Consider the following 25,093-nt stretch of genomic DNA (forward strand, 5'->3'; position numbering starts at 1 on the left):
GGAAACGGGCGTTACACCATCGGCCGGAGGTGAATGAACCGCGCCATTCACCTCCGGCCGATGGCCGACACCGTCGGGCTCAGCGCCGCTTGCCGCCTCGCCGCGGTATCCGCAGCGTCCGGGTGTAGCAGCCGCGCCAATAGCCGAGCGGAAAGCGGTCGGGCCTCGCTTCCCCTGCCACGATCCGGCCCAGCACGACGATGTGGTCACCGGCCTCGACAAGCCCGTGGACCGCGCATTCGGCGTGCGCGACGCTGCTGCCGAGCAGGGGCGTCCCCGTCAGCTCGCTCAGGCACCATTCGACCTGGGCGAACTTGTCCGGAACCCGGCTGGCGAACAGGTCGGAGATGCCGTTGGACTCGGCGTCCAGGAAGTTGACGGCGAAGCTGCCGCGGTCGGTGATGGCGTCCAGCGTGCTGCTCGGAGTCTGCACGCAGGCCAGCAGCAGAGGCGGTTCCTGGGAGACACTGCACACGGCCGAGCAGGTCATGCCCATCGGGGTGTTGTCCGCGCGTGCCGTGGTGAGGATGCTCACGCCGCTCATCAGCGAGCCCATCAGCGTGCGGAACAGGGCGCCGTCGACCGAGGGGAGCGTGGCAGCATCCTGGCCGATGCGCGGCAGTGAGGCTTGCGGGGTCACAGTTCGCTCCGTTCTATGGCTGCCACCATGGCGGGGCGGTCCTTCTTTCCGTTGTCGGTGAACATCAGGGATGCCACGCGATGCATGGCGTCCACGACCATGTAGGCGGGCAGTCGCCCGGCGCACTGGCGCTTGAGGTCGAGCAGCGTCACCGCTGCGCCCGGAGCCGGTACGACCACGGCGTGCAGCCGCGCCGACAGGCCCGAGCCGACCACGACCACCGCCACATCGGCCACACCGGGCAGGGCGCTGACGGCGGCCTCGATCTCGCCCAGCTCGATCCGGTTGCCGCGTACCTTCACCATGTGGTCGCGACGCCCGACGTAGAGCAGGTTGCCGTCGGTGTCGAGCCGCCCGATGTCCCCGGTGCGGTAAGGGCCCCGCTGCGGTGGCCTGCCCCAGTAGCCGAGCATCACGGTGGGACCCCGCACCACGATCTCCCCCTCCCCTCCCGGAGGGTCCAACTCCACCGTGTCGCCGCAGGACGCCGTCCCGATGGGCAGCGAGCCCGTGCGGCCGAGATCGGACTCGTCGACCTCGTACCAGGTGCAGACGTTGGTCTCGGTGGGTCCGTACCAGTTGAGCAGACGCACGCCCGGCCAGGCCTTGCGCACCTGCGTGACCTGGCCGATGGGGAAGGGCTCCCCTGCGAAGACGCAGGCACGCAGCGCCGTGGGCGGATCGCCTTCCAGCAGGCCGCCCTCGCGCATCATCAGTGTCAGCGCCGAGGGCACCGAGTACCACACCGTGATCTCCCGCTCCCGCAGGAACCGCACCAGTTCCACGGGGGCGTAGGACAGCTCGGGCGGGATGAGGTGCACCGAGGCTCCTGCCCGGAAGGCCGCGTACAGGTCGAACACGGAGAGGTCGAAGTTGAACGGCGCATGGTTGGACAACCGGTCGGCGGAGGTCACGTGCAGCGCCCGCACGGCCCAGTCCACGAAGGCGAGCGCGTTGCGGTGGCTGAGGCAGACACCCTTGGGGTCGCCCGTGGAACCGGAAGTGTAGAGGATGTACGCGCAGTCGTCCGGGCGGTTGTCGTACGGGCCGGCGCGGGGCGGCTCCCCGACCTCCCCGACCTCGTCGAGCAGGTCGAGGAGACCGAGGGCGGGCACGCCCGGGATCCGCTGCAGCGTGTCCACCCCGGCCGCGAGCCCCGGGTCGACGGTGGTGATCGAGGCAGAGCAGTCAGCCGCGATACGGGCCACCCTGGCGGGCGGGTTGGAGGCGGCGACCGGTACGTAGACGGCACCGGTGCGCAGTGCGCCCTGCATCGCGGCGACGGCGTGCACGCTCTTGCCGGTCCAGATGACGACCCGGTCCCCCGCGCCCACGCCGTGCGCTCGCAGTGCGGAGGCGTACCGGTCGGCGAGCCGGTCCAGCTGTCCGTAGGTGAGCCTTCCGTCGGGTCCGGCCACGGCGAGCGCCCGCGGCGCGATGCGGGCCGAGTCGGTCACGAGCTGGTGAAGTCTCACAGGCCGAGCTCCTTTGCGATGACGAGCCGCTGAATGTCCGAGGTTCCGGAGAAGATCGTGGCGGGTATCGAGTCGCGCAGCACGGCCTCGACACCCCATTCGCGCAGATAGCCCCGCCCGCCGAAGACGGCGACCGCGTCCAGCGCGTTGGCGACCGCGGCCTGCGATACGGCCAGCTTGGACAGGGCGGTGCCGATCAGGGACGGTCTGCCCTGGTCCATCTGCCAGCAGGCGCTGTACAACAGCAGCCGGGCGCCCTCCAGCCGCAGCTTCATGTCCGCGACGCGGTTGGACACCGACTGGTGGTTGCCGATCGGCGCCCCGAACTGCCGCCGGGAGCGGGCGTATTCCACGGACTGTTCCATGACCCGGTCGAGCATGCCGACGTACCCGGCGAACAGGCAGGCGCGCTCCCAGCTCATCGAGTGCTGGAAGATCGCCCCGCCCTGGCCCGGCACCCCGAGCACCTGCTCCTTGGGGACGAAGCAGTCCTCGAACGTCACCGGTCCCGCCGGGACGGACTGCAGGCCCATCTTCTCTTGGGGTCCACCGACGTGCAGGCCCCCGGTCTCGCGCGCCACGACGAACCCGGTGATCCCCAGGTGGCCGAGGCTCGGGTCTGTGGTCGCGTAGGTGACGAAGACGTCGGCCTCCGGGCCGTTGCTGACGAAGCTCTTGGTGCCGTTGAGGACGAAGCCGCCGGGCGCCTCGGTGGCAATCGTGGCCAGCCGGGAGACGTCGGAGCCCGCCCCCTCCTCCGTCATGGCGTTGCCCGCCACCAGCTCGCCCGAGGCGATGCCGGGCAGGAAGCGCTTCTTGGCGGCCGCGCCGGCGAACCCCACAAGCGGCATGGCGCAGGCGAACAGGTGGGCGCTCGCGGCGAAGACGAGACCGGTGTCGGGGCAACCGCGGCCGAACGCCTCGACCCGGTGCGCGGTCTCGAGGGCGCCCAGGCCCCCGCCGCCGTACTCGGCCGGGACGCTCAGCCCGAGCAGGCCGAGTCCGCCGAGCACCAGCCAGTCCTTACGGCTGAACGAGCCATCGCGCACCGGTCCGGGAAACTCCTTCCGTACCGCTGCCAGCGTGGCCTCGTACGCCGCCTGCTGCTCGGCGCTCCAGTCGAAGTGCACAGTTCCTCCGTTGGTGTCGCGCTGGTGTCGGATTGATGTGGCGTGGGTGCCGCGGGCTACGGGGAGTCCTTGCGGCCGGCTTGCAGACCTTGCAGCGCCAGCACCTTGTGCTCGCGAAGCTCCTCCTCGGCCGTGCGCTCGACACGGTTCATGGCCATGCGCAGCAGGGGCGGGGCCATGACGGAGGTGAGCACCGCCACCAGGACGACGATGCTGTACATCTCCGTGCTGAGCAGGCCGAGTCTGACCCCGACCATCGCGATGATCACCTCGATCACGCCCCGGGCGTTCAACCCCGCGCCGAGCGCCAGGGCCTCCCACCGGTTCATCCGTCCGGTGAGTGCGCCGGCGAAGGCACCCATGAACTTGCCGACGACCGCGACCACCACGACCGCCAGCGCCCAGGCGGCGATCTGCGGATCGGCGAGCGCGGTGAGGTCCATCCGCAGCCCCGCCGTGGCGAAGAACAGCGGCGCCAGGAACCACAGCACCGTGGTGTTCAACGGCTCCAGCCGCGCCGCCTCGACGTCCTTGCACGTGCTGATGACGATGCCGCAGACGAACGCGCCGAGGACCGACTCCAGGCCCATCGCATGGGTGCCCGCCGACGACAGGACGATCAGGACGACGGCGGCGGCGACAGGGCGGCCGCGCTCCCCGGAGCGGTGCGCCGCGCGCATCACCGCGCGTACCACAACCCGGCCGATCGTGGCCGCGAAGAGGATGAGCAGCGCCAGATACCCGACGGAGAGCGCCACCCGGCCGGCCTCCACCCCCGTGGTGGCCATCGCGGCCACCACCGAGACCATGAGCCAGCCGAAGGCGTCGTCGATGCTCCCGGCCACCAGGATCATCTGGCCGACGTTCCGGTGGATGAGCTTCATGTCGATCAGCGTCCGGGCGATCACCGGGATCGCGCTCACGCACATCGCCACGCCGACGAAGAGGGCGAAGACGGTGGTGTCGGCGCCTGGTGAACGCAGCTCGACGGGCAGCAGGAAGCCCAGCCAGATGCCGAGCGCGAGTGGGACGAGGAGGCCGGCGCCGCTGACGGTCGCCGCTCTCCTGCCGTACCTCCGGACCATTTTCAGGTCCAGGTGCATCCCGGTGAACCCGACCAGGAGCAGGACGCCGATCTGGCCGATGGCGTCGAGCAGGTGCATCTGGGCGGCGTCGCGGGGGAAGAGCCAGCCGGACACGCCGGGGGCGATATTCGCGAGCAGTGAGGGGCCGAGAAGCACGCCTGCGGCGAGCTCCCCCACGATGGCCGGCATGCCCACGCGCTGGGCGAGCCGTCCCAGCGACAGCCCCAGCGCGAGCAGCAGCCCCACCTGGAGGAGTAAGAGCAGAAGGGTGTGCCCTGGTATGGGTTGCACCGGGGTGTCGGCCAGGTTCATCCGGCCACTCCTGCTGTCACACGTATCACGGTTTGACCGGCGGGACTCATGCCCGGCCGCTCCTCTCCCTGGTCGCGGAACGCACGGGGTGCTGGGGAGGGCGGGTGGTCACCGGGCGAGCCGGCGCGGCGGCGGGTGAGGAGGGCCCCGTCTGCCTGCGGCCGGTGACGTTGTCGCGCGTCAACAGCCGCTTGAAGTCCGCGGGCGCGAGCGTTTTGACCCACAGCAGCATTTGGATCCGGCGCCAGAAGGTGAACGTGTACACCCGGGCCTTCGGATCGCCGAAGCGGTAGAGCGGGGGGACGAACCGCTCCTTCCTGAGCCAGCCGAAGATGCCGCGTGCCGCGTCGGTCGCCCCGGCCTCGCCGGCGCGGACGGCGGCGAGTTTCGTGAAGAGGTAGCGCAGCCCACGCCTCAGGCCCTCCGGAGTGCGGAACCACAACGCGGAGTCGGCCTCCTCCACGGCCGCCCAGGACCTGCCGGGGCCGTCGCCGCACTCCATCCGAGCCCGCTTCAGCGACATGTCGGCGAGGATCTGCCACAGCAGCCAGACCCGCAGATAGGCGTTGAACAGCTGGAAGTGACGGCTTGCCGTGCGCAGGGCCAGCTGAAGGTCGTCGTTGTAGTCGATCAGACGTGCCTGGAACGCGGCGATACGGGAGAACTCCTCGGTCTCGCGCGCCGGGTTGGCAAGGACACGCAGCAGTCCGGCCGCGGCGGCGTGCACGATCTCCATGCCGACGGTCACATCCCTGGCCAGCACCTCCTCGGCGCGGACGGCCGCCCGGTCGATCGCGAGCCACCGTGGTCCCGAGGTCCGCACGGTCCGCCGCTGCCAGAGCGGTTCACTCACCCATGTGGTGGCGGTGACGGCGGTGGCGAACTGTGCGGCGATGCTCGGGTAGCGGGAGATCAGCGCCCGGAAGGCCGCGTCCGGGTCGTCCGGCAGGTCCCTGAACCGCTCGGGGCACACGCCGGCGGTGACGCTGCACAGCACGTTCGCCGAGGTGTCGTGGTTGCGGAAGTCGACGATCTGGATCCAGCCACCGTCGAAGACATGGTGAAAGGTGCCGTGCGACCACGGGGTTGTTCCGGGGTGGCGCCCGGGAGGGACCACCGTCTCGAACGGCCGCACCCCGCTGAAGTGCGCCGAGAGCAGGCGGGAGCGGACCGGCATGCGGCCGGAGCCCTCGTGTGCGGCAGCCGTGTGGGCGAGGAAGAGGGAGTCGGGACCGGACGCGTCGACCACGTACCGGGCGGCCACGGCCCTGCCCCCGGCGAGTGTGAGGGCGCCGCCCTCGGCGTCCATCCGGGCCCCGGTGAGCACCCGCCGGGACCCGTCGGTGTGCACGCCGTACCGCTCGGCGATCCTCCGGGCGTACTCGTCCACCTGGGGGCGGTACAGATGCCACTCGGTGTGCTCTCCGGGGACGTTGAACTGGACGGCCTTGCGCGGGTCGTGCTCGAGGCCCTCGTCGTGGTAGACGAAGCCCAGGCTCCGCTTGATGCCGCTGGTCCTGCGCACCTCCTCGGGCAGGTCGGTGAAGTGCGCGAACGTTGCGATCTCGGGCACGTTGAACCGCTCCGCCAGCAGCGTGAACACCTCGGAGGTGTACGGCACCGTCGTCTCACCCGTGGGTCCGGCGCGGTCGCCGGGCGTGTCGACCAGCACCACACGGGCGCCGTGCCGGGCGAGGATCGCGGCAAGGAGGCCGGCGGTGAGGTGGCTGCCCAGCACGGCAACGTCGTACTGGGGGGATGCCGCCTTCGGCCCGCGCGCCTGCGCGCGGTCCCGCGGGTGCGGGGGCTTGTCCGTCATCGCTGTCCTCCGTCATCGCTGAAGTCGTCGGAGTGGTGTAAGTGGTGGAGTGGCGCGGTCAGCTGTGCGCCACCGGTTCCGGCAGGTAGCCGGTGCGCGTCATCCAGCCGAGATAGGTGTCGAGCAGCCGCTCGTCCAGGGGCGGGCAGGTGATTCCCGTCCCCGTCAGGGCCGCCCTCGCGTTCTCGTCGTCGTAGTCGACCGCCTCCTCGCCACCGACTACGAACGCCTCCACGACGTCCATCACGGGGTGCAGTTCGTTCTCCCGTTCGCCGTAGGAGGCCCGCAGCGCCTCCCACCACTGGTCGACCGGTACGGTGCGGACCGGGTACCTGTGGGACAGCACCTCGGCGAGCGTGGCGAAGGGCAGGGTGCGGCGGTTGACCAGGTGGTAGTTGATGCCGAGCGGCTTGGCGCGGGTGGCGATCGCGACGAGGGCGGAGGCGACGTAGTCGATGGGCGTCATCTCGATGTCGAAGTCCAGCTCCGGGACCAGGCCGAGCTGGACACAGCCCTTGATGACCCGGGTGGTGAAGTGTGTGGTGAGCGCGGCGCCGGTGCGTGAGTCGCCGAGCACCCGGCCGGGGCGGTAGACGTCGATGGGGATACCGCGCTCCCGGCCCAGCTCGACCAGCTGCTCGGCTGCCCACTTGGTCTGCACATAGCCGGTGACCAGCTTCCCGGCTCCGGCGATGTCGCCGTCCTCGTGGATCACGCTCCGGCCTTCGGCCGGGACACCCCAGATGCCGTAGGTGGAGACGTGGTGCACGGGGGTGGGCCGGCCGCGGCAGGACAGGCGCAGGATCTCCTCGGTGCCGGTCAGGTTCGCCGCACGGAGCCGGTCGTAGGTGTGGCTGAAGTTGACCCACGCGCCGTTGTGGATGATGCCGTCGAGAAGGTCACCCAGCTCGTCGAAGGTCTTCTCGTCCAGGCCGAGCAGCGGCTTCTCCAGGTCGCCCGGTACGACGGTGATCCGTGACGCCGCGCCCCTCGGCCAGGTCAGATAGCGCTTGTGGTTCGCCCGGATCCGGCGCAGACCGTCCTTGGCGTCCGTGCAGCGCACCAGGCAGTGCACGGTCGCCCCGGTCCGGCGGAGCAGGGCGTGCAGCAGGTGCGCGCCGACGAAGCCGGTGGCGCCGGTGAGCAGCACATGGCGGGGCTCGTCCGGCACCTCGGCGTGACCGTCGGCCGGGCGGATCGACGGGTCGAGCGTGACATCGGTCCGGATCCATGCGGGGTCGGTGGGGTCGGCCTCCGGTACGGGGGTGCCGGACACGCCCGAGGTGCCGGTCTGCTCCGCGGAGACCCCGTGCGCACGGGTGAACTCGGTGTCCACGAGATCGGTCCACTCGGCGAGGGTGGTGCGCTCGAACAGCTGACTCGCCCTGATGGTCAGCCGCAGGTGCTGCTTGCAGCGGCGCACCACGTCCATCACCATCAGCGAGTCCAGGCCCAGGGCCAGGACATCGGCCTCGGTGTCGATGCTCTCCGCCTGGACACCGGCCACCTCGGCCACGGTGTCCCGCAGGAAACCGGTGAGCCGTTCCCGCCGCGACGGCTGCGCGGCATCCGCGAGCAGCAGCTCGACTAGCCTGCTCCGGCCGTCCAGGGCGTCCTGGTCGTCCGGCAGTGCGATGGTGCGCAGCATCGGCCGCTCGATCCTGGCTTCCATCACCGGCTTGTACGTCGGCCAGGAGACCGCGCAGACCACCTGGTGGGCACGGTCGGAACCGAGCAGCCCGCCGAGGAGGCTCAGACACTGCGGACCGGAGAGCGGGGAGAGCCCGGTGGCGGTGAGGAAGGCCATCACCTCGTCGTCGAAGAGGTTGGAGGCAAGCTCCCACGGTCCCCAGGCCACGGTGAGCGCGGGCAGGCCCAGAGCCCTGCGGTGGTGGGCGAGACCGTCGAGGAACGCGTTGCCGGCCGAGTAAGCGGCCAGATGCTGCGAGCCCCAGGTGGCCGCGATGGAGGAGAACCCGAGGAAGAAGTCCAGCTCGGCGGTGCGGGACAGCTGATGGACCAGCCATCCGCCCAGCACCTTCGGCCGCCACACCTTGCGGTAGGTCTCGGCGTCGGCGTCCCTGAGGTACTGGGGCAGCGAGACACCAGCGGCGTGCACGACACCACGCAGCGGCAACGGATCATTCTCCAGCCCCTGAAAGACCTTGATCATCGCGCCTTCGTCGGCGACGTCCGCCGTGACGACCGAGACCTCCGCGCCCAGCCGCTCCAGCTCCCGTACCGCCTCCACGCGCGTGCGCACGGACGGGGGCAGCTCCCGCGACCAAGCGGACCGGTCCGGGAGGGGTGTGCGGCCGAGCAGCACCAGGCGGCCGGCCCCCGCCCTGGCCAGCCGGCCTGCGAGCGCCAGGCCGATGGCGCCGAAGGCACCAGTGATCAGATAGCTGCCGTCCGGCCGGACCTGCGGGGTGCGCCGCAGCTCGCCCGCGTCCGGCTGCCGGGCGACGATGCGGCCGACGTACACGTCGCCGTCGCGCAGCCCCTGCTCGTCCTCCTCGTCCGTGCGGGCCAGCGCCGCGATGAGCCGGTCGGTGTCCTGGTCGCTCTCCCTCGGGTCCAGGTCGATCGAACCGCCCCACCGCTCCGGGTGTTCGAGCGCGATGACCCGGCCGAGGCCCCACAGGGTGTGCGCGGCGGCCGCCCGCACCTCGTCGTCCGCGCGGGCCGGCATCGCGCCCCGGGTGACCAAGGTGACCCGGGTCCGGTCGCAGTCGGTCCGCGAGACAAGCTCCTGCACGACCGAGACGGTCAGCAGATCGGCCCGTGCGGCGTACTCCTCCAGATCCCAGGCGTCGGTGTGGTCGAGCCGAGGCGCGTCCAGCCCCGTCAGCACCAGGATCCGGCCCGGTCGCGCCGCCTGTGCACGCCAGGCGGAGACCAACTCCTGCAGCGCCCCCGGGTCGGGCGCGGGGCCGTCGGCGGTCTCCCGCAGCGGCGGAGGCTCCACCACGGCGCGGGCGCCGCGCTCGCGCAGCTCGGCGGCGAGCCGGCCGGCGAAGCCGGAGCGGTCCGCGAGCAGCAGAAAGTCCTCGTCCGCCACCGGTTCCTGCGCGCTGGGGACGGCCAGGCGCTGCCATGTGGCGTCGTACAGCAGCTCACCGGGATCGCGCCATGGCGCGGGGGCGGCCGGGACGTGCCGGGCGCCGAGGACGTGCACCTCGTCGGCGCCGCCGATGCGGGAGCCGTCCTCGGCGTAGAAGTCGAGGGTGGCGACCGCCTCGCCGGTTCCGGCGGCCGGGTCGGCACCGCCGCCGACCCGCCGGGCGCGCACGTACCGGACCGCCCCGGGCGCGGCACAGGCCAGGCCGACCACCCTCAGCGCGACTCCGGGCTGCGCCGCGCCCTCCCGGCCGCCCGGGTCCGAGGCCAGCGAGGCCGCCGCCACGGCGGCGTCCACGACCTCGGCCCGGCTGCCCCTCCCGTCCAGGGCGAGCAGCACCCCGTCATCACCGTCGAGGGCCTGGCCGAGCGCGGCGGCCAGGCTCCCGGACAGCGCGTCTCGCGCGATCCGGAGCGTGCGGCCGTAGCGGGTGGCGTCAAGGCTGCCGGGAATTCCGGGGGGCTCGGACGATCCGTCCGCAGGGCGGACGGAGGCCCTGCGGCCAAGGACGCAGTGGGCGTGCAGCCGCCAGGGCGCACCGGCGGCCTCCTCCGTCGCGGAGAGGCTGCGGTACTCGCAGCGCGCCCGCCCGTCGTCCGCCGGGACGATCACGATCTGCACCGTACGGTCCCCGTCGAGCGGCACGGGCTCGGTGCCGGCCAGTTCCTCCACTCGGTGGAACCGGCCGCCCAGGTAGTCCTCGGCCGCGGCGAGCGCGGCATCCGCCAGCGCTCCCGATGTCAGGAACGGCCTGCCGTCCTTGTCCTTGCGGACGAGCGCTGTCCAGTGTTCGGCGTCCAGGTCGAGTTCGTAGGCCGGCACGGCGCCGCGCACCCGGCCGCGCATCCCCGGTATCCCGGGGACGGCGGCCAGGTCAGCGTGCCCAGCCGCTCCCGATGCGGCCACGGCGGGCCCGGCCTCCGTGAACCAGTAGGAGTCGCCCCGCCAGGGCGTGGTCGGCAACGGCACCCGGCGTACGGGCTCACCCCGGTGGAACGCGTCCCAGTCGACGCGCGCACCGTGCAGCCGCAGCCTGCCCGCCGCATGCAGCACCTGTCGCAGGTCGTCCGCTCCCCGGCGCAGGGTCGGTACGAAGGTGCCGTCCTCACCCAGGCAGCGCGCGCCCAGCGCCGAGAGGACCGGTGAAGGGCCGATCTCGCAGAAGGTACGGAAACCGTCGTCGTGCAGGGTGGCGAGCGCGTCCGCGAAGCGGACGGCGCCGAGCGCGTGGCGCACCCAGTACTCCGGGCCGATCTCGGCGTCCGTCCAGCGCCGGCCGGTGACGTCGGAGATGACCGGGATGCTGGGAGGGGCGTAGGAGAGCTCCGCCAGGGCCTCGCGGAAGCGGTCGACGATGGGCTCCATCAGCGGGGAGTGGAACGCGTGCGAGACGGTGAGCGCACGGGCCGCGATCCCCCGGCTCTCCAGCGCCGCCCGCACCACCGCCACCTCGAACTGCGCGCCGGAGATCACCACCTCCTCAGGGCCGTTGACCGCGCCGATCGCCACCTTCCCGGCGTAGGGCTCGATCGCCGCAGCCGCCGTGGCCTCGTCGCAGCGCAGCGCGACCATCACTCCGCCCGTGGGCAGCTCCGCCATCAGCCGGGCCCGTGCGGCGACGAGCTTCGCGGCGTCGGCGAGGCCGAACACACCCGCGAGGCACGCCGCGGTGATCTCCCCGACACTGTGCCCGGCGAGCGCGGCGGGGCGCAGACCCCAGGAGAGGAGCAGCTTTCCCAGCGCGTACTCCAGGGCGAACAGCGCGGGCTGGGCGCAGCCGGTGTCGTCGATCGCGCTGTCCTGTCCTTCGGGGGGCCAGATCACCTCACGGAGCGGCCGGTCGAGGCCCGGTTCGAGCGCCGCGGCCGCCTCCGCGAACGCCGCGGCGAACGCGGGCTCGGCGAGCAGTCCCCGGCCCATACCGGCGTACTGCGTGCCCTGTCCGCTGAACAGCCAGGCCGTCTTGCGGTACTTGTGCGGCGGGAGCGTGCCGGTGGCGAGCGCGGCCGTGGTACGGCCCGCGGCATACGCCTCCAGGATGTCCGCCAGCTCGTCCAGGGAGCAGACGGCGGCGGCGATTCCGGTGGTCTGCTGGGCGCGGCCGACATGCGTCGTGTAGCACAGGTCGGCGAGGGACAGGTCCGGTTCGCGGCGCAGGTGGCGTACGTAGTCCTCGGCGAGTTCGCGCAGTGCGGGCTCGGTGCGGGCCGAGGCGAGGAAGAGGCCGTGCGGGCGGCGGCCGTCCGACGGCTCGTCGGCGGCGGCGGAGGGCAGGGGCGGCGCCGACGCGATGACGGCGTGCGCGTTCGTACCGGTGACCCCGAAGCTGCTTACCCCGCCGATCCGGGCCCGCCCCCGGTCGGGCCAGGGCCGGCCGGTGCCGGTGACCTGGACCCTCAGCCGGTCCCAGTCCACGTTCGGGTTGGGCTCGCCGAAGTGGAGACTCGGGGGGATCTCCCCGTGCTGGATGGCGAGCACGGTCTTGATGAGGCCCGCGAGACCGGCGACGGGCTCCAGATGGCCGATGTTGGTCTTGACCGAACCGACCAGCAGCGCGTCCTGCTCCGGCCTTCCCCTGCCGAGGACGGCGTCGAGCGCGCGCAGCTCGATGGGGTCGCCGAGCGAGGTACCGGTGCCGTGCGCCTCGACGTAGTCCACCTCGTGCGGCTCGACCCCGGCCTGCGCGAGCGCGGCGGTGAGCATGTCCTGCTGCGCGGCGGGGTTCGGCACGGTCAGTCCGCTGGAGCGGCCGTCGTGGTTGACCGCGGTGCCGCGTACGACGGCGAGGATGTTGTCCCCGGATTCCAGCGCGTCGGCGAGCCGCCGCAGGACGACGACCGCGGCGCCCTCGCCGCGCGCGTACCCGTCCGCGTCGGCGGAGAACGTCTTGCACCGGCCGTCGGGTGAAAGCGCCTGGAACTTGCTCATCAGCACGAACCCGTACGGCGAGAGCAGCAGGTTCACCCCGCCCGCCAGCGCCATGTCGCACTGGCGCAGGCGCAGTGCCTGGCATGCCTGGTGCAGTGCGACGAGCGAGGACGAGCAGGCGGTGTCCAGAACCTGACTCGGCCCGCGCAGACCGAGCGTGTAGGAAATCCGCCCGGCGAGGAAGCTCGGTTCGCCGACGAGCTGGTAGGCGTCGACGTCCTCGATGGCGCCGACCTGCTGACGCATCCGTACGTAGTCGGTGGTGCTGATGCCGAAGAAGACACCGGTCCGGCTGCCGTCCAGGCTGTCGGGGGCGTACCCCGCGCGTTCCAGCGCTTCCCAGGCCACCTCCAGGGCGATCCGGTGCTGCGGGTCCATCCCGAGCGCCTCGCGCGGCGAGATGCCGAACACCTCGGGCTCGAACCGGTCCACGCGGTCCAGGAAGGCCCCCCGGGTGGTGTACGCCTTCCCCCGCGCGGCGCGGTCCTCGTCGTGGAAAGGCCTGGCGTCGGCACGTTCGAGGGGGAACTCCCCCGTGGCGTCCACGCCGTTGCGCAGCAGTTCCCAGAACGCCTCCGGGGAGCCGACGTTGCCGGGGAACCGGCATCCGACGCCGACGATGGCAACCGGCTCGTCGAGCCACGCGTCGCGGCTGGTGGACAGCTTCTCCTCCAGCTGCTCGATCGTGCGCAGCGCGGTAACGAGGTGCCGGCGGAGGTCAGGCTGTGTCGACTCAATGGTCATCGTCTTCGCCACCTACTTCAGCAGGGCCTGAGAGCTGGAGATCCGAGCCAACAGACGGTTCATGAGGTCGTCGTCGGACAGGTCGGCGAGGCCGTCGCCGGGCTCGTGTCCGGCCGGCGTGCCGGGCTCCGCCGGGGGTGTGGAGGCATCCGGTGCGGCGGGTGCCTCTCCGACCGCCGTGTCCAGCAGGTGCTGGGCGAGCGCACGCGAGGTGGGATGCTCGAAGGTGAGCGTGGGCTCAAGCTCGACACCGAGCTGCGGCCCCAGCTGGTCGGTGAGGGCCACGGCCATGACCGAGTCGAGGCCGAGTTCGAAGAACCCGAGGTCGGGCTCCACATCGGCCCCCGAGGACTCGCCGAGCGCGTCGGCGACGGCCGCGAGCACCGAGGTGAGCATCCGGTCGGCACGCAGCCCGGGCTCCAGCGCTCGAAGCTCGGCGACGAACGGCACGTCGTGCGGTGCGGCGGCCGGTGCGGCGGCCGGTGCGGCGGCCGCGGGTGCTGTGGGGCCGGTGCCGACCGGCGTGACCGGCACGGGAGATCCGGAAGGCCCGGGAAGTACGGAGGGTTCGGGCCGGCCGGGAAGCCCTGAGTGGTCGGAACCGTCAGAACGATCGGGGCGTGGCGCCCGGTCGGCGTTCGCTCCCGCGCCGATCCAGTGCCGGCGCCGCTGCCATGGGTATGCCGGCAGGGATACCACCGGCCGGGGGCCGCCCAGGAGTGCGGTCCAGTCCACGGCGCCTCCGTGCACATGGAGTTCGGCGGCCGCGTGCGCCAGGGCGTCCTGTTCGTCGTACGGGCCGTCGGAGGAGGCGGGGACCAGCCGCAGGGGGCCGGGTGCGGCATCGGTGGGCCGGGCGGGTGCGGCGAGTTCGGCGGCCGGGGCGTCGAGCCCGATGCCGAGCACGAGCCCGGCCCCCTCCGCGGCAACCGCGTCGACAAGTGCGGCACTCCACCCGGTGCGCGCCACGGCGGACGGAGGGGCCCAGTCGGCGAGGTTGCCGCCGGCCACGGAGTCCAAGTGGACTGCCGCGGACGGCACACCGTGCAGTCGTACGCCGTTCAGACCGCCGACCGCCCGCACGGAGTCCCGCAGGTCGAGCAGCCCCGCCGCGCAGGCGGCACCGATCTCGCCGGTCCCGCGCCCGGCCACGGCGGCCGGGCGCACCCCGTACGCCCGCCACATCGCCGTGAGGGCGAGATGCGCCGCGAACACGGCGACGGGGTCGCCGTGCCGGGCGGCACCGTCGTGCAGCGCCTGCCGGGCGGAGCGGCCGAGCAGTCGGTCCGTCTCGGTGTCCAGTGCGTCCAGCGCCGCGGCGACCGCCGGCTCGGCAGCGTCCCACCGCCGCCACGGCAAGTCCGCCGTCTCCTCGCCGTACACGGCCACGAGGCGGCGCACTTCCCGCGGTGGCGCGCTCCCCAGGTGCAGGCCCGCCGCGGCGCCGCCCGAGGCGTACGCGGCGAGCGCCGCGCGCAGGTCGGCGGCGTTGCGGCCGGTCACCACAAGCCGGTGCTCCAGGTGAGAGCGGCGGGCTCCCGCGGTGTGGCAGATGTCCGCCAGCTCGGCGGGACACGCAACCGTGAGCCGGGCGCGCATCCGGTCGGCGGCCGCCCTCAGCGCCGTCTCGCTACCGCCGGAGACCGCGAGCAGGTAGGGGCGGGGTCCTGGCCCCGTACCCGCCTCGGCGGGCCCCGGGCCGGCCTCGCCGAGGACGACGTGTGCGTTGGTGCCGGTGAAGCCGAACGCGCTGACGCCCGCGACCCGGGCCCGGCCCGGCTCCTTCGGCCAGGGGCGCGGGCGCGTGGTGACCCGGACCGGGAGCCGGTCCCAGTCCACCTCCCGGCTCGCCTCGCGCAGGTGCAGATGCCGGGGGATCTCGCCCCGGTCGAGGATGAGTACGGTCTTGATGAGGCCCGCGATCCCGGCGGCGGCCTCCAGATGGCCGATGTTCGTCTTCACCGAGCCGACCAGCAGGGGGGCGTCGGCCGGCCGCCCGGCGCCCAGGGCCCGGCCGAGCGCGGCGAGCTCGACTCCGTCGCCGAGCCGGGTGCCGGTGCCGTGGGCCTCGACGTAACCCACGTCCGCGGGGGTGAGACCGGCCCTCTCCAGGGCGTCGGCGATCACCTCCTGCTGCGCCTGGGCGCTGGGCACGGTGAGCCCGCCGCTGGCCCCGTTGTGGTTGACGGCGCTTCCGCGGAGGAGCGCGTAGACCCGGTCCCCGTCGGCCCGGGCGCGCGAGAGTGTTTTGAGCACCACGGCGCCTGCGCCCTCGCCACGCCCGTAGCCGTCGGCGTCCGAGGAGAACGTCTTGCACCGCCCGTCGGGCGACAGCGCCCCGGCCGCGGACATCGACAGGTAGACGGTGGGGGTGGTGATCACGTTGGAGCCGCCCGCGATGGCCAGTTGGGCCTCACCGAGCCGCAGCGCCTGGCAGGCCTGGTGGACGGCGGTGAGCGAGGAGGAACATGCCGTGTCGAGCGCCATGCTGGGGCCGTGTACGCCCAGGAAGTACGACAGCCGCCCCGCCGTTCCGGAGAACGAGTTCCCGGTGCCGTAGTACAGGTCGATGTCGGCGGGGTTGCTGGTGACCGTCTGCATGTAGTCGGTGGTGTTCAGCCCGACGTAGAGGCCGACCCGGGAACCGGGCAGCTCGGCGGTGCGGACACCGGCGTCCTCCAGTGCCTCCCACGCCACTTCGAGGAACAGCCGCTGCTGCGGGTCCATGCTGCGCGCCTCGCGGGCGGAGATCCGGAAGAAGGCGTTGTCGAAGCCGTCGACCTGGTCGAGGAACGAGCCCCGGCCGGTGACGATCGTGCCCGGGGTGACCGTGCCGCGGGCGATCAGCGCTCCGGCGTCGAACCGGTCGGCAGGGATGTCCGACGAGGCGTCAGTCCCTTGGCTCAGCAGCCGCCAGAACTCCTCAAGACCGTCGGCGCCCGGCATCCGGCACGCCATGCCCACGACCGCGATCGGCTCGGCGGCCGGCACCGGCCGCGGCTCGGCGGCGGGCGGTGCGGGGCGGCCCGCCCGCGCGGGCGGGCCCGGCGCCACCGGTACGGCCGGCGGGGCCGAGGGGGGCAGCTCGGACGGTTCGGGCGGTTTACCGGCGTCTGTCTCCCCCTGACCGGCCCGGTCCGCGACGAGGACCGCAATGTGGTCGGTGATCTGGTCGATCGTGGGGTGGTGGATACCGGCGCTGTCCCCCAGCTCGATGCCGAAGTGCCGCTCCAGGGCCTTCACGAAGTCGCTGAGCGAGAACGAGTCCATGCCCAGCTCGAAGAAGCCCCTGATTCTGGAGACGCGCCGGCCCGGGTCGTGCCCGAGCACCTGGGCGCAGGTCCGGCCCACCACGGCGGCGATCTGCTCCCGGCGGCCGGCCGTCCCGGTGCCGTCTCCGGTGGCGCCGGGCGCCTGCGCCGACGCGGCGGGGGCCGGCGCGGCAGCACCGTCCCCGGGGCGGTTGGGTTCGGGGACCGCGGCGGGAGCCGAAGGGGTGACGGCCGCGGCGGTGCCCGCGGTCCCGTTGATCGTGGTGACGACCCGTCCGTCCGCGTCGAGGATGCGCACCTCGGCGGAGAGCCCTTCGGTTCCCGTGCGCACTCCACCCTGCCGGCCGCGCTCGACGCCGGGCAGCCAGTACGAGTCCCCGCCGAGCGGCAGCGGCGGCAGCGGGACGTGGCGGTGCCGGCCTCCGTTGACCCGTGTCCAGTCCGGCTCCACGCCGCGGACGTGAAGACCGCCCAGCGCCCGTCCCAGCGTGACGTCGGCGGGCTCGTCCCGGGAGAGTGAGGCCACCACGGGCCCGGTGCGCCCCCGGTGGGCCAGTGCCGAGCGCAGTGGCCGGTGGAGGACCGGGTGCGCGCCGATCTCGATGAAGGCGGCGTCGTGCTGCTCCAGCAGGCGGTCGATCGCGGGCCAGAAGCGGACGGTGTCCCGGACGTTGCGCCCCCAGTAGGCGGCGTCGGTAACGGGTACGTCCAGCAGCGGGTCGACGCTGGAGAGCATGGTGATCTCCGGCGGGCGCACGGCCAGGCCGCCGAGCAGCCGTTCCAGCTCGTCGCCGTGCCGACGCACGGCCCGTGAGTGGAACGCGTAGTCCACGGGAAGTGGCAGGCAGCGGGCCCTGCTGGCCTTCAGCTGGGCGGTGGCCCGCTCCACGGCCTCGGCGGCTCCGGCGATGACGACGGAGGCTGGGCCGTTCACGACCGCGACGCAGACCTCGTCGCCGTACGGTTCGAGCATCGGCGCGACCTCGTCGGCAGGCAGCTCGACGGCGACCATCCGGCCGGAGCCGCCGGCCTCCCGCATGAGACGGCCACGGTGCACGATCAGGCCGGCCGCGTCGGCAAGGGTCAGCGTTCCGGCGACGACGGCGGCCGCGACCTCACCCATACTGTGGCCCACGACCACGTCGGGCGCGAGCCCCCATGACGCCCACAGTCGGGACAGGCCCAACTGGACCGCGAAAACGGCGGGTTGGGCGATATCCGTGTCCTCAAGCCGGCTGTCCTCGGTGCGGCGCAGCTCGTCCAGCAGCGACCAGCCCCCGTACCGCGCGAAGTGCGCGTCGCATTCGTCCAGTGTCTCGGTGAGCACCGGCTGCGCGCCGTAGAGGTCCATCGCCATACCGGGCCACTGCGAGCCCTGGCCGGAGAACACATGGACGGTCGGCCGTGCGGACCAGTCCATGACGTCGCCGGCGATGACGGAGGGGGAGGTACGGTCCGCGAGGTACTCGTCCAGCCGGTCGGCCAGCTCCGGTCCGGTCCGGCCCACCACCGCGAGCCGGTACTCGTGGTGGGTGCGGCGGGCCGTGGCCGTGTGCAACAGGTCGGACAGCGGCGCACCGTCGTCCCGCCGGATGCGGTCCCGGTAGGCGGCGGCCTGGGCGCGCAGGGCGGTGAGGGTGTGGCCGGACACGGTCAGCACCGGCCTGTGCCCGTCGGTTCCGGCCGGCTGCCCCTTCCCGCTCGTGCGCTCATCGCCGGGCACCCCGGCGGGCACGTCGAGCGGCTCGGGCGGCGGCCCGAGCAGGACATGGGCGTTGGTACCCGAGAGCCCGAACGCGTTCACCCCGACGAGCGGCCGCCGGCCGCTGGGGCGAAGCGCGGTGGGCCGCGTGGGCACAGCGAGGCCGGAGGGCTGCCAGTCGATCTGCGGGGTGGGCCGCTCCAGGTTGATCTGCGGTGGGGTGGTGCCCTTGCGGGCCACGAGAACAGCCTTCAGGAGTCCGGCGATTCCGGCGGCGGAGTCCATGTGCCCGAAGTTCGCCTTGTGCGAGCCCACGTACAGCGGGCGGTCGGCGGGGCGTCCGGCGCCGAGGACCGCGGACAGCGCGGACAGTTCGAGCGGGTCGCCGAGCGGAGTACCGGTGCCGTGGGCCTCGACGAAATCCACGTCCGAAGGAGAGCGGCCGGCGTCGCGCAGAGCCGTACGGAGCAGGTCCTGTTGCGCCACCGCGTTGGGCGCCGTGAGCCCCGCGCTGCGTCCGTCGTGGTTGGCGGCGCTGCCGTGCACGACCGCCCAGATGCGATCACCGTCGGCGACCGCGTCCCGGTAGCGCTTGAGGACGACGACACCGCAGCCCTCGCTGCGGATTACACCGTCGGCCTCGGCGTCGAACGGCCGGCAGACCCCGCTCGGGGAGAGCGCCCACACCTTGCTCATGAAGATGCTCAGCTCCGGTGTGAGCATCAGGTTGACCCCGCCGGCGAGCGCGGCGTCGCACTCCCGCGCACGCAGCGCCTTCACGGCGAGGTGCACCGCGATCAGCGAGGAGGAGCAGGCGGTGTTCAGCATCAGGCAGGGACCGTGCAGGCCGAAGGTGTAGGCGATCCGCCCGGCGCCGAAGCTGAACTCCTTGCCGCTCGCGTAGTACGGGTTGATCCGCTCGGCACCGGCGGTCTTGGCGTGCAGGACCGTGTAGTCCGCGGCGAGGATGCCCATGTAGACGCCGGTGCGGCTGCCCGCCCACTGGCCGCGTGGGACACCGGAGTCCTCCATCGCGGCCCACGATGCCTCGAGCAGCAGCCGCTGCTGGGGGTCGACCTCGTGGGCCTCGCGCGGGGAGATCCCGAAGAAGTCGGCGTCGAAGCGGTCGATGTCCTCCAGGAAGGAGCCGCGGGGGCAGTAGCTGGTGCCCGGGCGCTCCGGGCTCGGATCGTGGAAGCGGTCGCCCCAGCGATCCGCCGGGACACCCGTCACCGTGGATCGGCCCGAGGCCAGCAGGTCCCAGTAGGCGTCGAGGTCCGCCACTGCTCCTGGAAAGCGGCACCCCACTCCGACGATTGCGATATCGGCCTCGGTATCCCCCTGCACCGGTGACCACCCTCCCGAAAAGACCAGCTCAACAGCGCCTTCAGTCGGCTACGGAATTCATTCATCAGTGAATGAATTCTATGTATGATGAGTTTTCTGTCAAGGGAGGGAGGGCCCATGCCACGACCCACAGCACAGGTGTGGCTGGTGGATGTGGACGACGAGGAGGCCACCACACGGGCCCGGGCGCTGCTGCCCGCGGCCGAGGTCGACCGACTGTCAACCGTGCTGCCCCGGCACCGGGGGCAGCGCATGGGAGCGCAGGCCGCGCTGCGCGCTCTGGTAGCCGACGCGATCGGCTCGACGCCGCTGCTGGTCCGCCTGGAGCGGGGGCCGGGCGGCAAACCGCGTGTCGCGGGCGGCTCGGGCCCGCATGTCAACCTCGCGCACTCCGGGAGGTTCGCGGCCGTGGCCCTGACCGCCGCGGGACCGGTCGGCGTGGACGTGGAGCAGCCGCGCGGGGTCTCGTCGGGCCTCGCAGATCTGGCCCGCACGGCGATGTCCGACCGCGAATACGGCCGGTGGCGCCGGCTCACGGGACCGGCGGCGCAGGAGGCGCTGTTCCGGAGCTGGACCCACAAGGAGGCGGTACTCAAGGCGCTTGGCGTGGGTCTGTGCGGCGATCTGCGTGCTGTCTCCACCCGGCCGGGAGGGAACGGCGAAACGGTACTTGAGACGGTGCCCGAGGGCGGATGCCCGCCCGCGCAGTGGACGCTGCACGACCTGTTCGACGCCTGGCGCCTTCCCGCCGCGGTGGCGGTCGCCGCCCCGGAGGTGGAGGTCGTGGTCCACCGCAGGCGGCTCGCCGACCTGCTGCCCGCCCGGCGCCCGCCCGCGCATCCGGCCGGCCCGTCCGTGGCACACCCGCCCCCTCTCGCCCGAAAGGAACGAGTCCGGTGACCAGCCCTCACGTCGGCGCGGCGCACGCCGCACAGGAACCGTCCGCCGCATCACCGCGGCAGCCCACGGCCCGGCTCTTCGTCCTGCCCCACGCGGGTGGCAGCGCGGGCTACTACCGCGGCTGGTCGCGATGGCTCCCGGGCACCGTCGAACTGGTCCCACTGGACCTGCCGGGACACTTCACCAGGATGCGCGAGCCGCTGCTCACCGAGTGGCCGCACCTGGCCGACGACCTCGCGGACCAGGTGGGGGCCCGGACGACCGGCCCATACGTCCTCGCCGGGCACAGTCTCGGAGCGCTGCTGGCGTACGAGGTCGCCCGGATACAGGAGGCCCGCGGCACCCCGCCCCGCCTCCTGGCCGTCTCCGGCCGCAACGGGCCGGCGGCCGGGCTCTCCCACCGGCCCATCCACCAACTGTCCGACTCCCGCTTCCTGGAGGCGCTGGAACGCCTGGGCGGCACACCGGGACCGGTGCTGGGAGAGCGGGACCTGATGCGGTTGTACCTCCCGCTGCTACGAGCCGACCTGCGTCTGGCCGAGACGTACACCAGGACGCCGGGGCCACCGCTGTCCACCCCGGTCGCGGCGTTCGGGGGGCGGCGCGACCGGCTCACGGACACCGCCGGACTGGTCGCCTGGAGCCGGGAGACAACGGGCACCTTCGACCTCACGGTCGTGGAGGGCGGCCATTTCTTCCATGACGGGCCATCCTTCACCGAGGCGGTGCGCGCCCGTCTGCACCGGCTCGGTCTGGGCGACGAGCGGCAGGTCACAGCGGCAAACGGCATCCTGACGGAGACGGGTCCCCGGTCAGGCCTTGAACTCGATTATTCACCGCCTGTAGAGTTCATCAGCGAAAGAATTAGTCTGACGGCTCCGGACGCCGCCATCGCATCGGGTACCCGATGAAGGGGACCGCACCTGTTGCCCGGCACCGGAGCGCAGTCCGACGAGCGCCTGCTGGACACGCACGCCGACCGGACCGCGAACCCGGTCCCGACAGCCGTGGCGGCACGACGAGGAGTTCCGGCATTCCGGCATTCCGGCATCTCGAGCACCAGGAAACCGCCCGCCCGAACACGTACTCGTCGCGGTACGCAACGGCACGTCGGAAACCCTGCGAAGACGGAGGAGCAGCAATGGCTGACAAGGGCGACGGAGACCACCTCTACGATGTCGCGATCGTCGGTTCCGGGGTGGCCGGGTCCATCCTCGCCGCATGTCTGGCGCGCAACGGCGCGGATGTGGTGCTGATCGACGCGGACACTCACCCGAAGTTCACGATCGGCGAGTCCACGATTCCGTTCACCTCGATGATGATGCGCCTTGTCGCCGAGCGCTACGGGGTGCCCGAGATCAAGCATCTCTCCACCTTCGAAGGCGTCTACGCCAACATCACGACGCAGTGCGGGGTCAAGCGCAACTTCGGGTTCCTTTACCACCGCGAAGGCAAAAGGCAGCTCCCCGGCGAACGCACCCACTTCCAGATCCCCAAGGTCCTCAATACCGAGAACCACTACTTCCGCCAGGACATCGATTCCTGGATGCTGACCGTCGCGGTCAAGTACGGCACGCACGTCAGGCAGCAGCAGCCGGTGGTGGACGTGGACCTCGGCAGCGACGAGGTGACGCTGAAGCTGGCGACCGGGGCGTCGGTGCGCGCGAAGTTCATCGTGGACGCCAGCGGCTACCGGTCGGTGCTGGCCAGGAAGCTCAGCCTGCGGGAGGAGCCGACCCGGTTCAAGCACCACTCGCGTACCCTGTTCAACCACTTCACCGGGGTACGCCCGTTCGACGATGTCGGGCTCCCGGACAGCGGCTTCCCGACCAAGTGGCACGAGGGGACCCTCCACCACCTGTTCCGCGGCGGCTGGATGTGGATCATCCCCTTCGACAACCACCCACGGGCGACCAACCCGCTGTGCAGCGTCGGCATCCAGCTGGATCCCCGCCTCCACCCGGAGCCCGACTGCTCCGCCGAGGAGGAGTTCCGCCGCTTTCTCGCCCGGTTCCCCGACGTCGCTGCCCAGTTCACGGGCGCAAGGCCGGTCCGCAGCTGGGTGCGCACCGGACGGCTCCAGTACTCGCCCCGCCAGACCGTCGGCCACCGCTGGTGCCTGACCTCGCACGCCGCGGGCTTCATCGACCCGCTGTTCTCCCGCGGTATGTCCAACACCATGGAGACGGTCCACGCGCTGACCCACCGCCTCCTGGACGCCATCCGCGACAACGATTTCTCCGTCGAGCGCTTCGCGCACATGCAGGAGCTGGAGCAGGGCCTGCTGGACTTCAACGACGACCTGTGCGCCAACGCCTACACCTCCTTCGGCGACTGGCGCCTGTGGAACGCCTGGTTCAGGATCTGGGCGCTGGGCCAGATCATGGCGACCTTCGAGGTCAACCGGACCTACGCGCGGTTCCTCGCCACCCGTGACACCGCTGCGCTCGAACCGCTGGAGCACGCCTGGTGGCGGGGCAAGGCCATCCCCGAGGAGTCGCCGTACGCGCCGGTACTCGAACTGCTCCGCGAGGTGAGCGAGGCCTGCCAGGCCGTCCAGCGTAAAGAGCTGGACGCGGGAGCGGCGGCGAACGCCATCCACGAACGCCTCCGGAAGGCCGACTTCATTCCCCCCGCGTTCGGCCTTGCGGACCCGGACCGGCAGTGCATCGACGCGAGCGTCCTCGGAATTCTCAACACCCTCCGGTGGGCGAAGAGGAAGGCACCGCCGGAGATCGGAAAGCTCACCCACGAAGGTCTCACGCTCTTCATGAAAAAGCGCGTCGGAAAGGGCGAGTTCGAGATCTCGGAAGAGTTCAAGCACCTCGTAGCCGGATGGCCGATGGTCGGCCGTTCACTGCGGGTTCCCGCACCGACCAAGTACTAGGCCGACTACCGCACTCGGGGAGCCAGAGCGTGGGCACAGACAGGTTGGAAACAGGCAAAGCAGAGAAGACAGTCTATGACGTCGCGGTCCTGGGATCGGGATTCGCCGGCTCCATGCTCGGAGCCATTCTGGCGCGGGGCGGGGCCAAGGTGCTCCTGCTGGACGCCAAGTCCCATCCCAAGTTCGCCATCGGCGAGTCCACCATACCCAACATGCTGGTGACGCTGCGCACCATGGCACTGAGATACGACGTGCCGGAGCTGATGACGCTGTCGACGTTCACCGGATGTCAGAAGATCATCTCCGCGGCACACGGTCAGAAGATCCACTTCGGCTTTATGAACCACCAGGACGGCCAGCCCCAGGATCCCCGGCAGCTCACGATGTTCAACTTTCCCAAGCTGCTGCTCCACCCGGCCGCGCACATGCTGCGCCAGGACACGGACGCGTACCTCTACAACGTCGCCGTCAAGTACGGCTGCACCACGCGGACCGGGTTCCATGCGGACGACATCGACTTCGACGACTCGGGGGTGACCATCAGCTCCGAGCGGGGCGAGCAGTTCCGGGCCCGCTACGTGGTCGACGCCAGCGGCTACCGCTCCCCGCTCGCCGCGAAGTTCGGACTGCGGGAGGACCCGTGCCGCTTCAAGCACCACTCACGCGCGATCTGGAACCATATGCTGGGCGTCCCCAGGACCGATGACGCGATCCGGCACGCCAAGGCGGACACTCCCCCGGTGCCCTGGTACGACGGCACGGTCCACCACCTGTTCGATCACGGCTGGTTCTGGGTCATCGCGTTCGACAACCACCCCTCCTCGCGGAACCCGCTGTGCAGCGTCGGCCTCACCCTCGATCACCGGCGGTACCCGAAGACGCCCGGTGTCATGCCCGAGGAGGACTTCTGGCGGCATGTTCACCGCTTCCCCGACGTGGCCAGGCAGTTCGCAGGGTCCAGGCCCGTGCGGGAGTGGGTGGCCACCGACCGTCTGCAGTACTCCTCCTCGCGCACCGTGGGCGACCGCTGGGTGCTGCTCGCGCACGCGGCGGCGTTCATCGACCCGCTGTTCTCCCGAGGGCTGCACAACACATGCGAGGCGGTGAACGTCCTCGCCTGGCGCATCCTGCGCGCAGTCAGGGACGGCGACTTCTCGGCGGAGCGCTTCGCCGATGTCGACAGCCGGCAGCAGGCGCTGTTCGACGGAAACGACAAGCTCGTGAACGCGGCCTACCAGTCGTTCTCCAGCCATGAGCTGTGGTCGGCGGTGTTCCGCATCTGGGCCTGGGGTTCCAATGCCGGAACGTTCCGTTCCCTGGAAGCCTTTCGGCGCTGGCGCAAGGACGGCGACGACGCCCACCTGATGGACCTGGAGAACGTCGAGAACCCGGGCCTTCACTGGTCCGACCACGAGGGCTACTCCGAGCTGTTCAACCACATGGTGGAGCAGTGCGACGCGTACGAGGCCGGCAAGGTGACCGGGCAGGAGGCGGCCGACGCGCTCTACGACCACCTCGAACGCGCCCCATTCGTACCCCGGCACTGGGGCTGGACCGAGCGCGACCTGCGGTTCATCAACCCCACGCTCGGCAGGGTCTCCAAGACCATGTGGTGGGCCGCCACCAAGGCACCCGATGACGTGCGCAGGCTGATGCTCGGGTTCCTGCGGGAGAGCAGCAGGGAGCTCGTCAGGGGGCGCCGCGTCCTGTGAACCGGCCGCCATCCTTCGT

Annotated in this window: 11 protein-coding genes; 4 read left to right on the top strand and 7 right to left on the bottom strand. The window is 71.8% G+C overall.

What is annotated here, in order from left to right:
• Nucleotides 1-79 precede the first annotated feature (79 nt).
• Genes HUT19_RS00870 through HUT19_RS00900 form a run of 7 tightly spaced genes read right to left on the bottom strand, consistent with a single transcriptional unit; the run spans nt 80 to nt 19,575 of the window.
• Complete coding sequence (locus HUT19_RS00870) at nt 80-640, bottom strand: flavin reductase family protein (protein WP_254885346.1); 561 nt, start codon at nt 638-640, stop codon at nt 80-82.
• Nucleotides 637-2,115 carry an amino acid adenylation domain-containing protein gene (locus HUT19_RS00875; RefSeq protein WP_254885347.1) on the bottom strand — a complete coding sequence of 493 codons (1,479 nt, stop codon included), beginning with the start codon at nt 2,113-2,115 and terminating at the stop codon, nt 637-639. The genes HUT19_RS00870 and HUT19_RS00875 overlap by 4 nt, the downstream gene beginning before the upstream one ends.
• Nucleotides 2,112-3,245, bottom strand: coding sequence for an acyl-CoA dehydrogenase family protein (locus HUT19_RS00880; protein WP_176178606.1), 1,134 nt, complete (start codon nt 3,243-3,245; stop codon nt 2,112-2,114). The genes HUT19_RS00875 and HUT19_RS00880 overlap by 4 nt, the downstream gene beginning before the upstream one ends.
• A 56-nt stretch (nt 3,246-3,301) precedes the next feature.
• Nucleotides 3,302-4,642 carry a cation:proton antiporter gene (locus HUT19_RS00885; RefSeq protein ID WP_176178607.1) on the bottom strand — a complete coding sequence of 447 codons (1,341 nt, stop codon included), beginning with the start codon at nt 4,640-4,642 and terminating at the stop codon, nt 3,302-3,304.
• A 46-nt stretch (nt 4,643-4,688) separates the two neighbouring features.
• Complete coding sequence (locus tag HUT19_RS00890; RefSeq protein WP_176178608.1) at nt 4,689-6,461, bottom strand: NAD(P)/FAD-dependent oxidoreductase; 1,773 nt, start codon at nt 6,459-6,461, stop codon at nt 4,689-4,691.
• A gap of 58 nt (nt 6,462-6,519) precedes the next feature.
• On the bottom strand, nt 6,520-13,254 hold the full coding sequence (locus HUT19_RS00895; protein ID WP_176178609.1) for a type I polyketide synthase: 6,735 nt from the start codon (nt 13,252-13,254) through the stop codon (nt 6,520-6,522).
• 12 nt (nt 13,255-13,266) lie between these two features.
• Entirely contained in the window at nt 13,267-19,575 is a 6,309-nt protein-coding gene (locus tag HUT19_RS00900; protein ID WP_176178610.1) for a type I polyketide synthase, read from the bottom strand.
• A gap of 117 nt (nt 19,576-19,692) precedes the next feature.
• Between HUT19_RS00900 and HUT19_RS00905 the strand changes: the two genes are divergently transcribed.
• The 4 genes from HUT19_RS00905 (at nt 19,693) to HUT19_RS00920 (ending at nt 25,074) form a co-directional block, all read left to right on the top strand.
• A complete protein-coding gene (locus HUT19_RS00905; RefSeq protein WP_176178611.1) occupies nt 19,693-20,475 on the top strand; it encodes a 4'-phosphopantetheinyl transferase superfamily protein in 783 nt (260 codons plus the stop codon).
• Nucleotides 20,472-21,386: a thioesterase II family protein gene (locus tag HUT19_RS00910; protein ID WP_176178612.1), complete on the top strand. Its 915-nt coding sequence runs from the start codon at nt 20,472-20,474 to the stop codon at nt 21,384-21,386. The genes HUT19_RS00905 and HUT19_RS00910 overlap by 4 nt, the downstream gene beginning before the upstream one ends.
• A gap of 230 nt (nt 21,387-21,616) precedes the next feature.
• Entirely contained in the window at nt 21,617-23,362 is a 1,746-nt protein-coding gene (locus tag HUT19_RS00915) for an NAD(P)/FAD-dependent oxidoreductase (protein WP_176178613.1), read from the top strand.
• Nucleotides 23,363-23,391: 29 nt separating this feature from the next.
• Entirely contained in the window at nt 23,392-25,074 is a 1,683-nt protein-coding gene (locus tag HUT19_RS00920; RefSeq protein WP_303331530.1) for an NAD(P)/FAD-dependent oxidoreductase, read from the top strand.
• Nucleotides 25,075-25,093: the final 19 nt, after the last annotated feature.

This window comes from Streptomyces sp. NA02950 (genome assembly GCF_013364155.1).
Lineage (GTDB): Bacteria > Actinomycetota > Actinomycetes > Streptomycetales > Streptomycetaceae > Streptomyces.

What these genes read in the sequence shown, in the direction of transcription:
- HUT19_RS00885 (WP_176178607.1), bottom strand. Translation starts at nt 4,642, where the DNA reads ATGAACCTGGCCGACACCCCGGTGCAACCCATACCAGGGCACACCCTT.
- HUT19_RS00890 (WP_176178608.1), bottom strand. Translation starts at nt 6,461, where the DNA reads ATGACGGACAAGCCCCCGCACCCGCGGGACCGCGCGCAGGCGCGCGGG.
- HUT19_RS00895 (WP_176178609.1), bottom strand. Translation starts at nt 13,254, where the DNA reads ATGACCATTGAGTCGACACAGCCTGACCTCCGCCGGCACCTCGTTACC.
- HUT19_RS00905 (WP_176178611.1), top strand. Translation starts at nt 19,693, where the DNA reads ATGCCACGACCCACAGCACAGGTGTGGCTGGTGGATGTGGACGACGAG.
- HUT19_RS00915 (WP_176178613.1), top strand. Translation starts at nt 21,617, where the DNA reads ATGGCTGACAAGGGCGACGGAGACCACCTCTACGATGTCGCGATCGTC.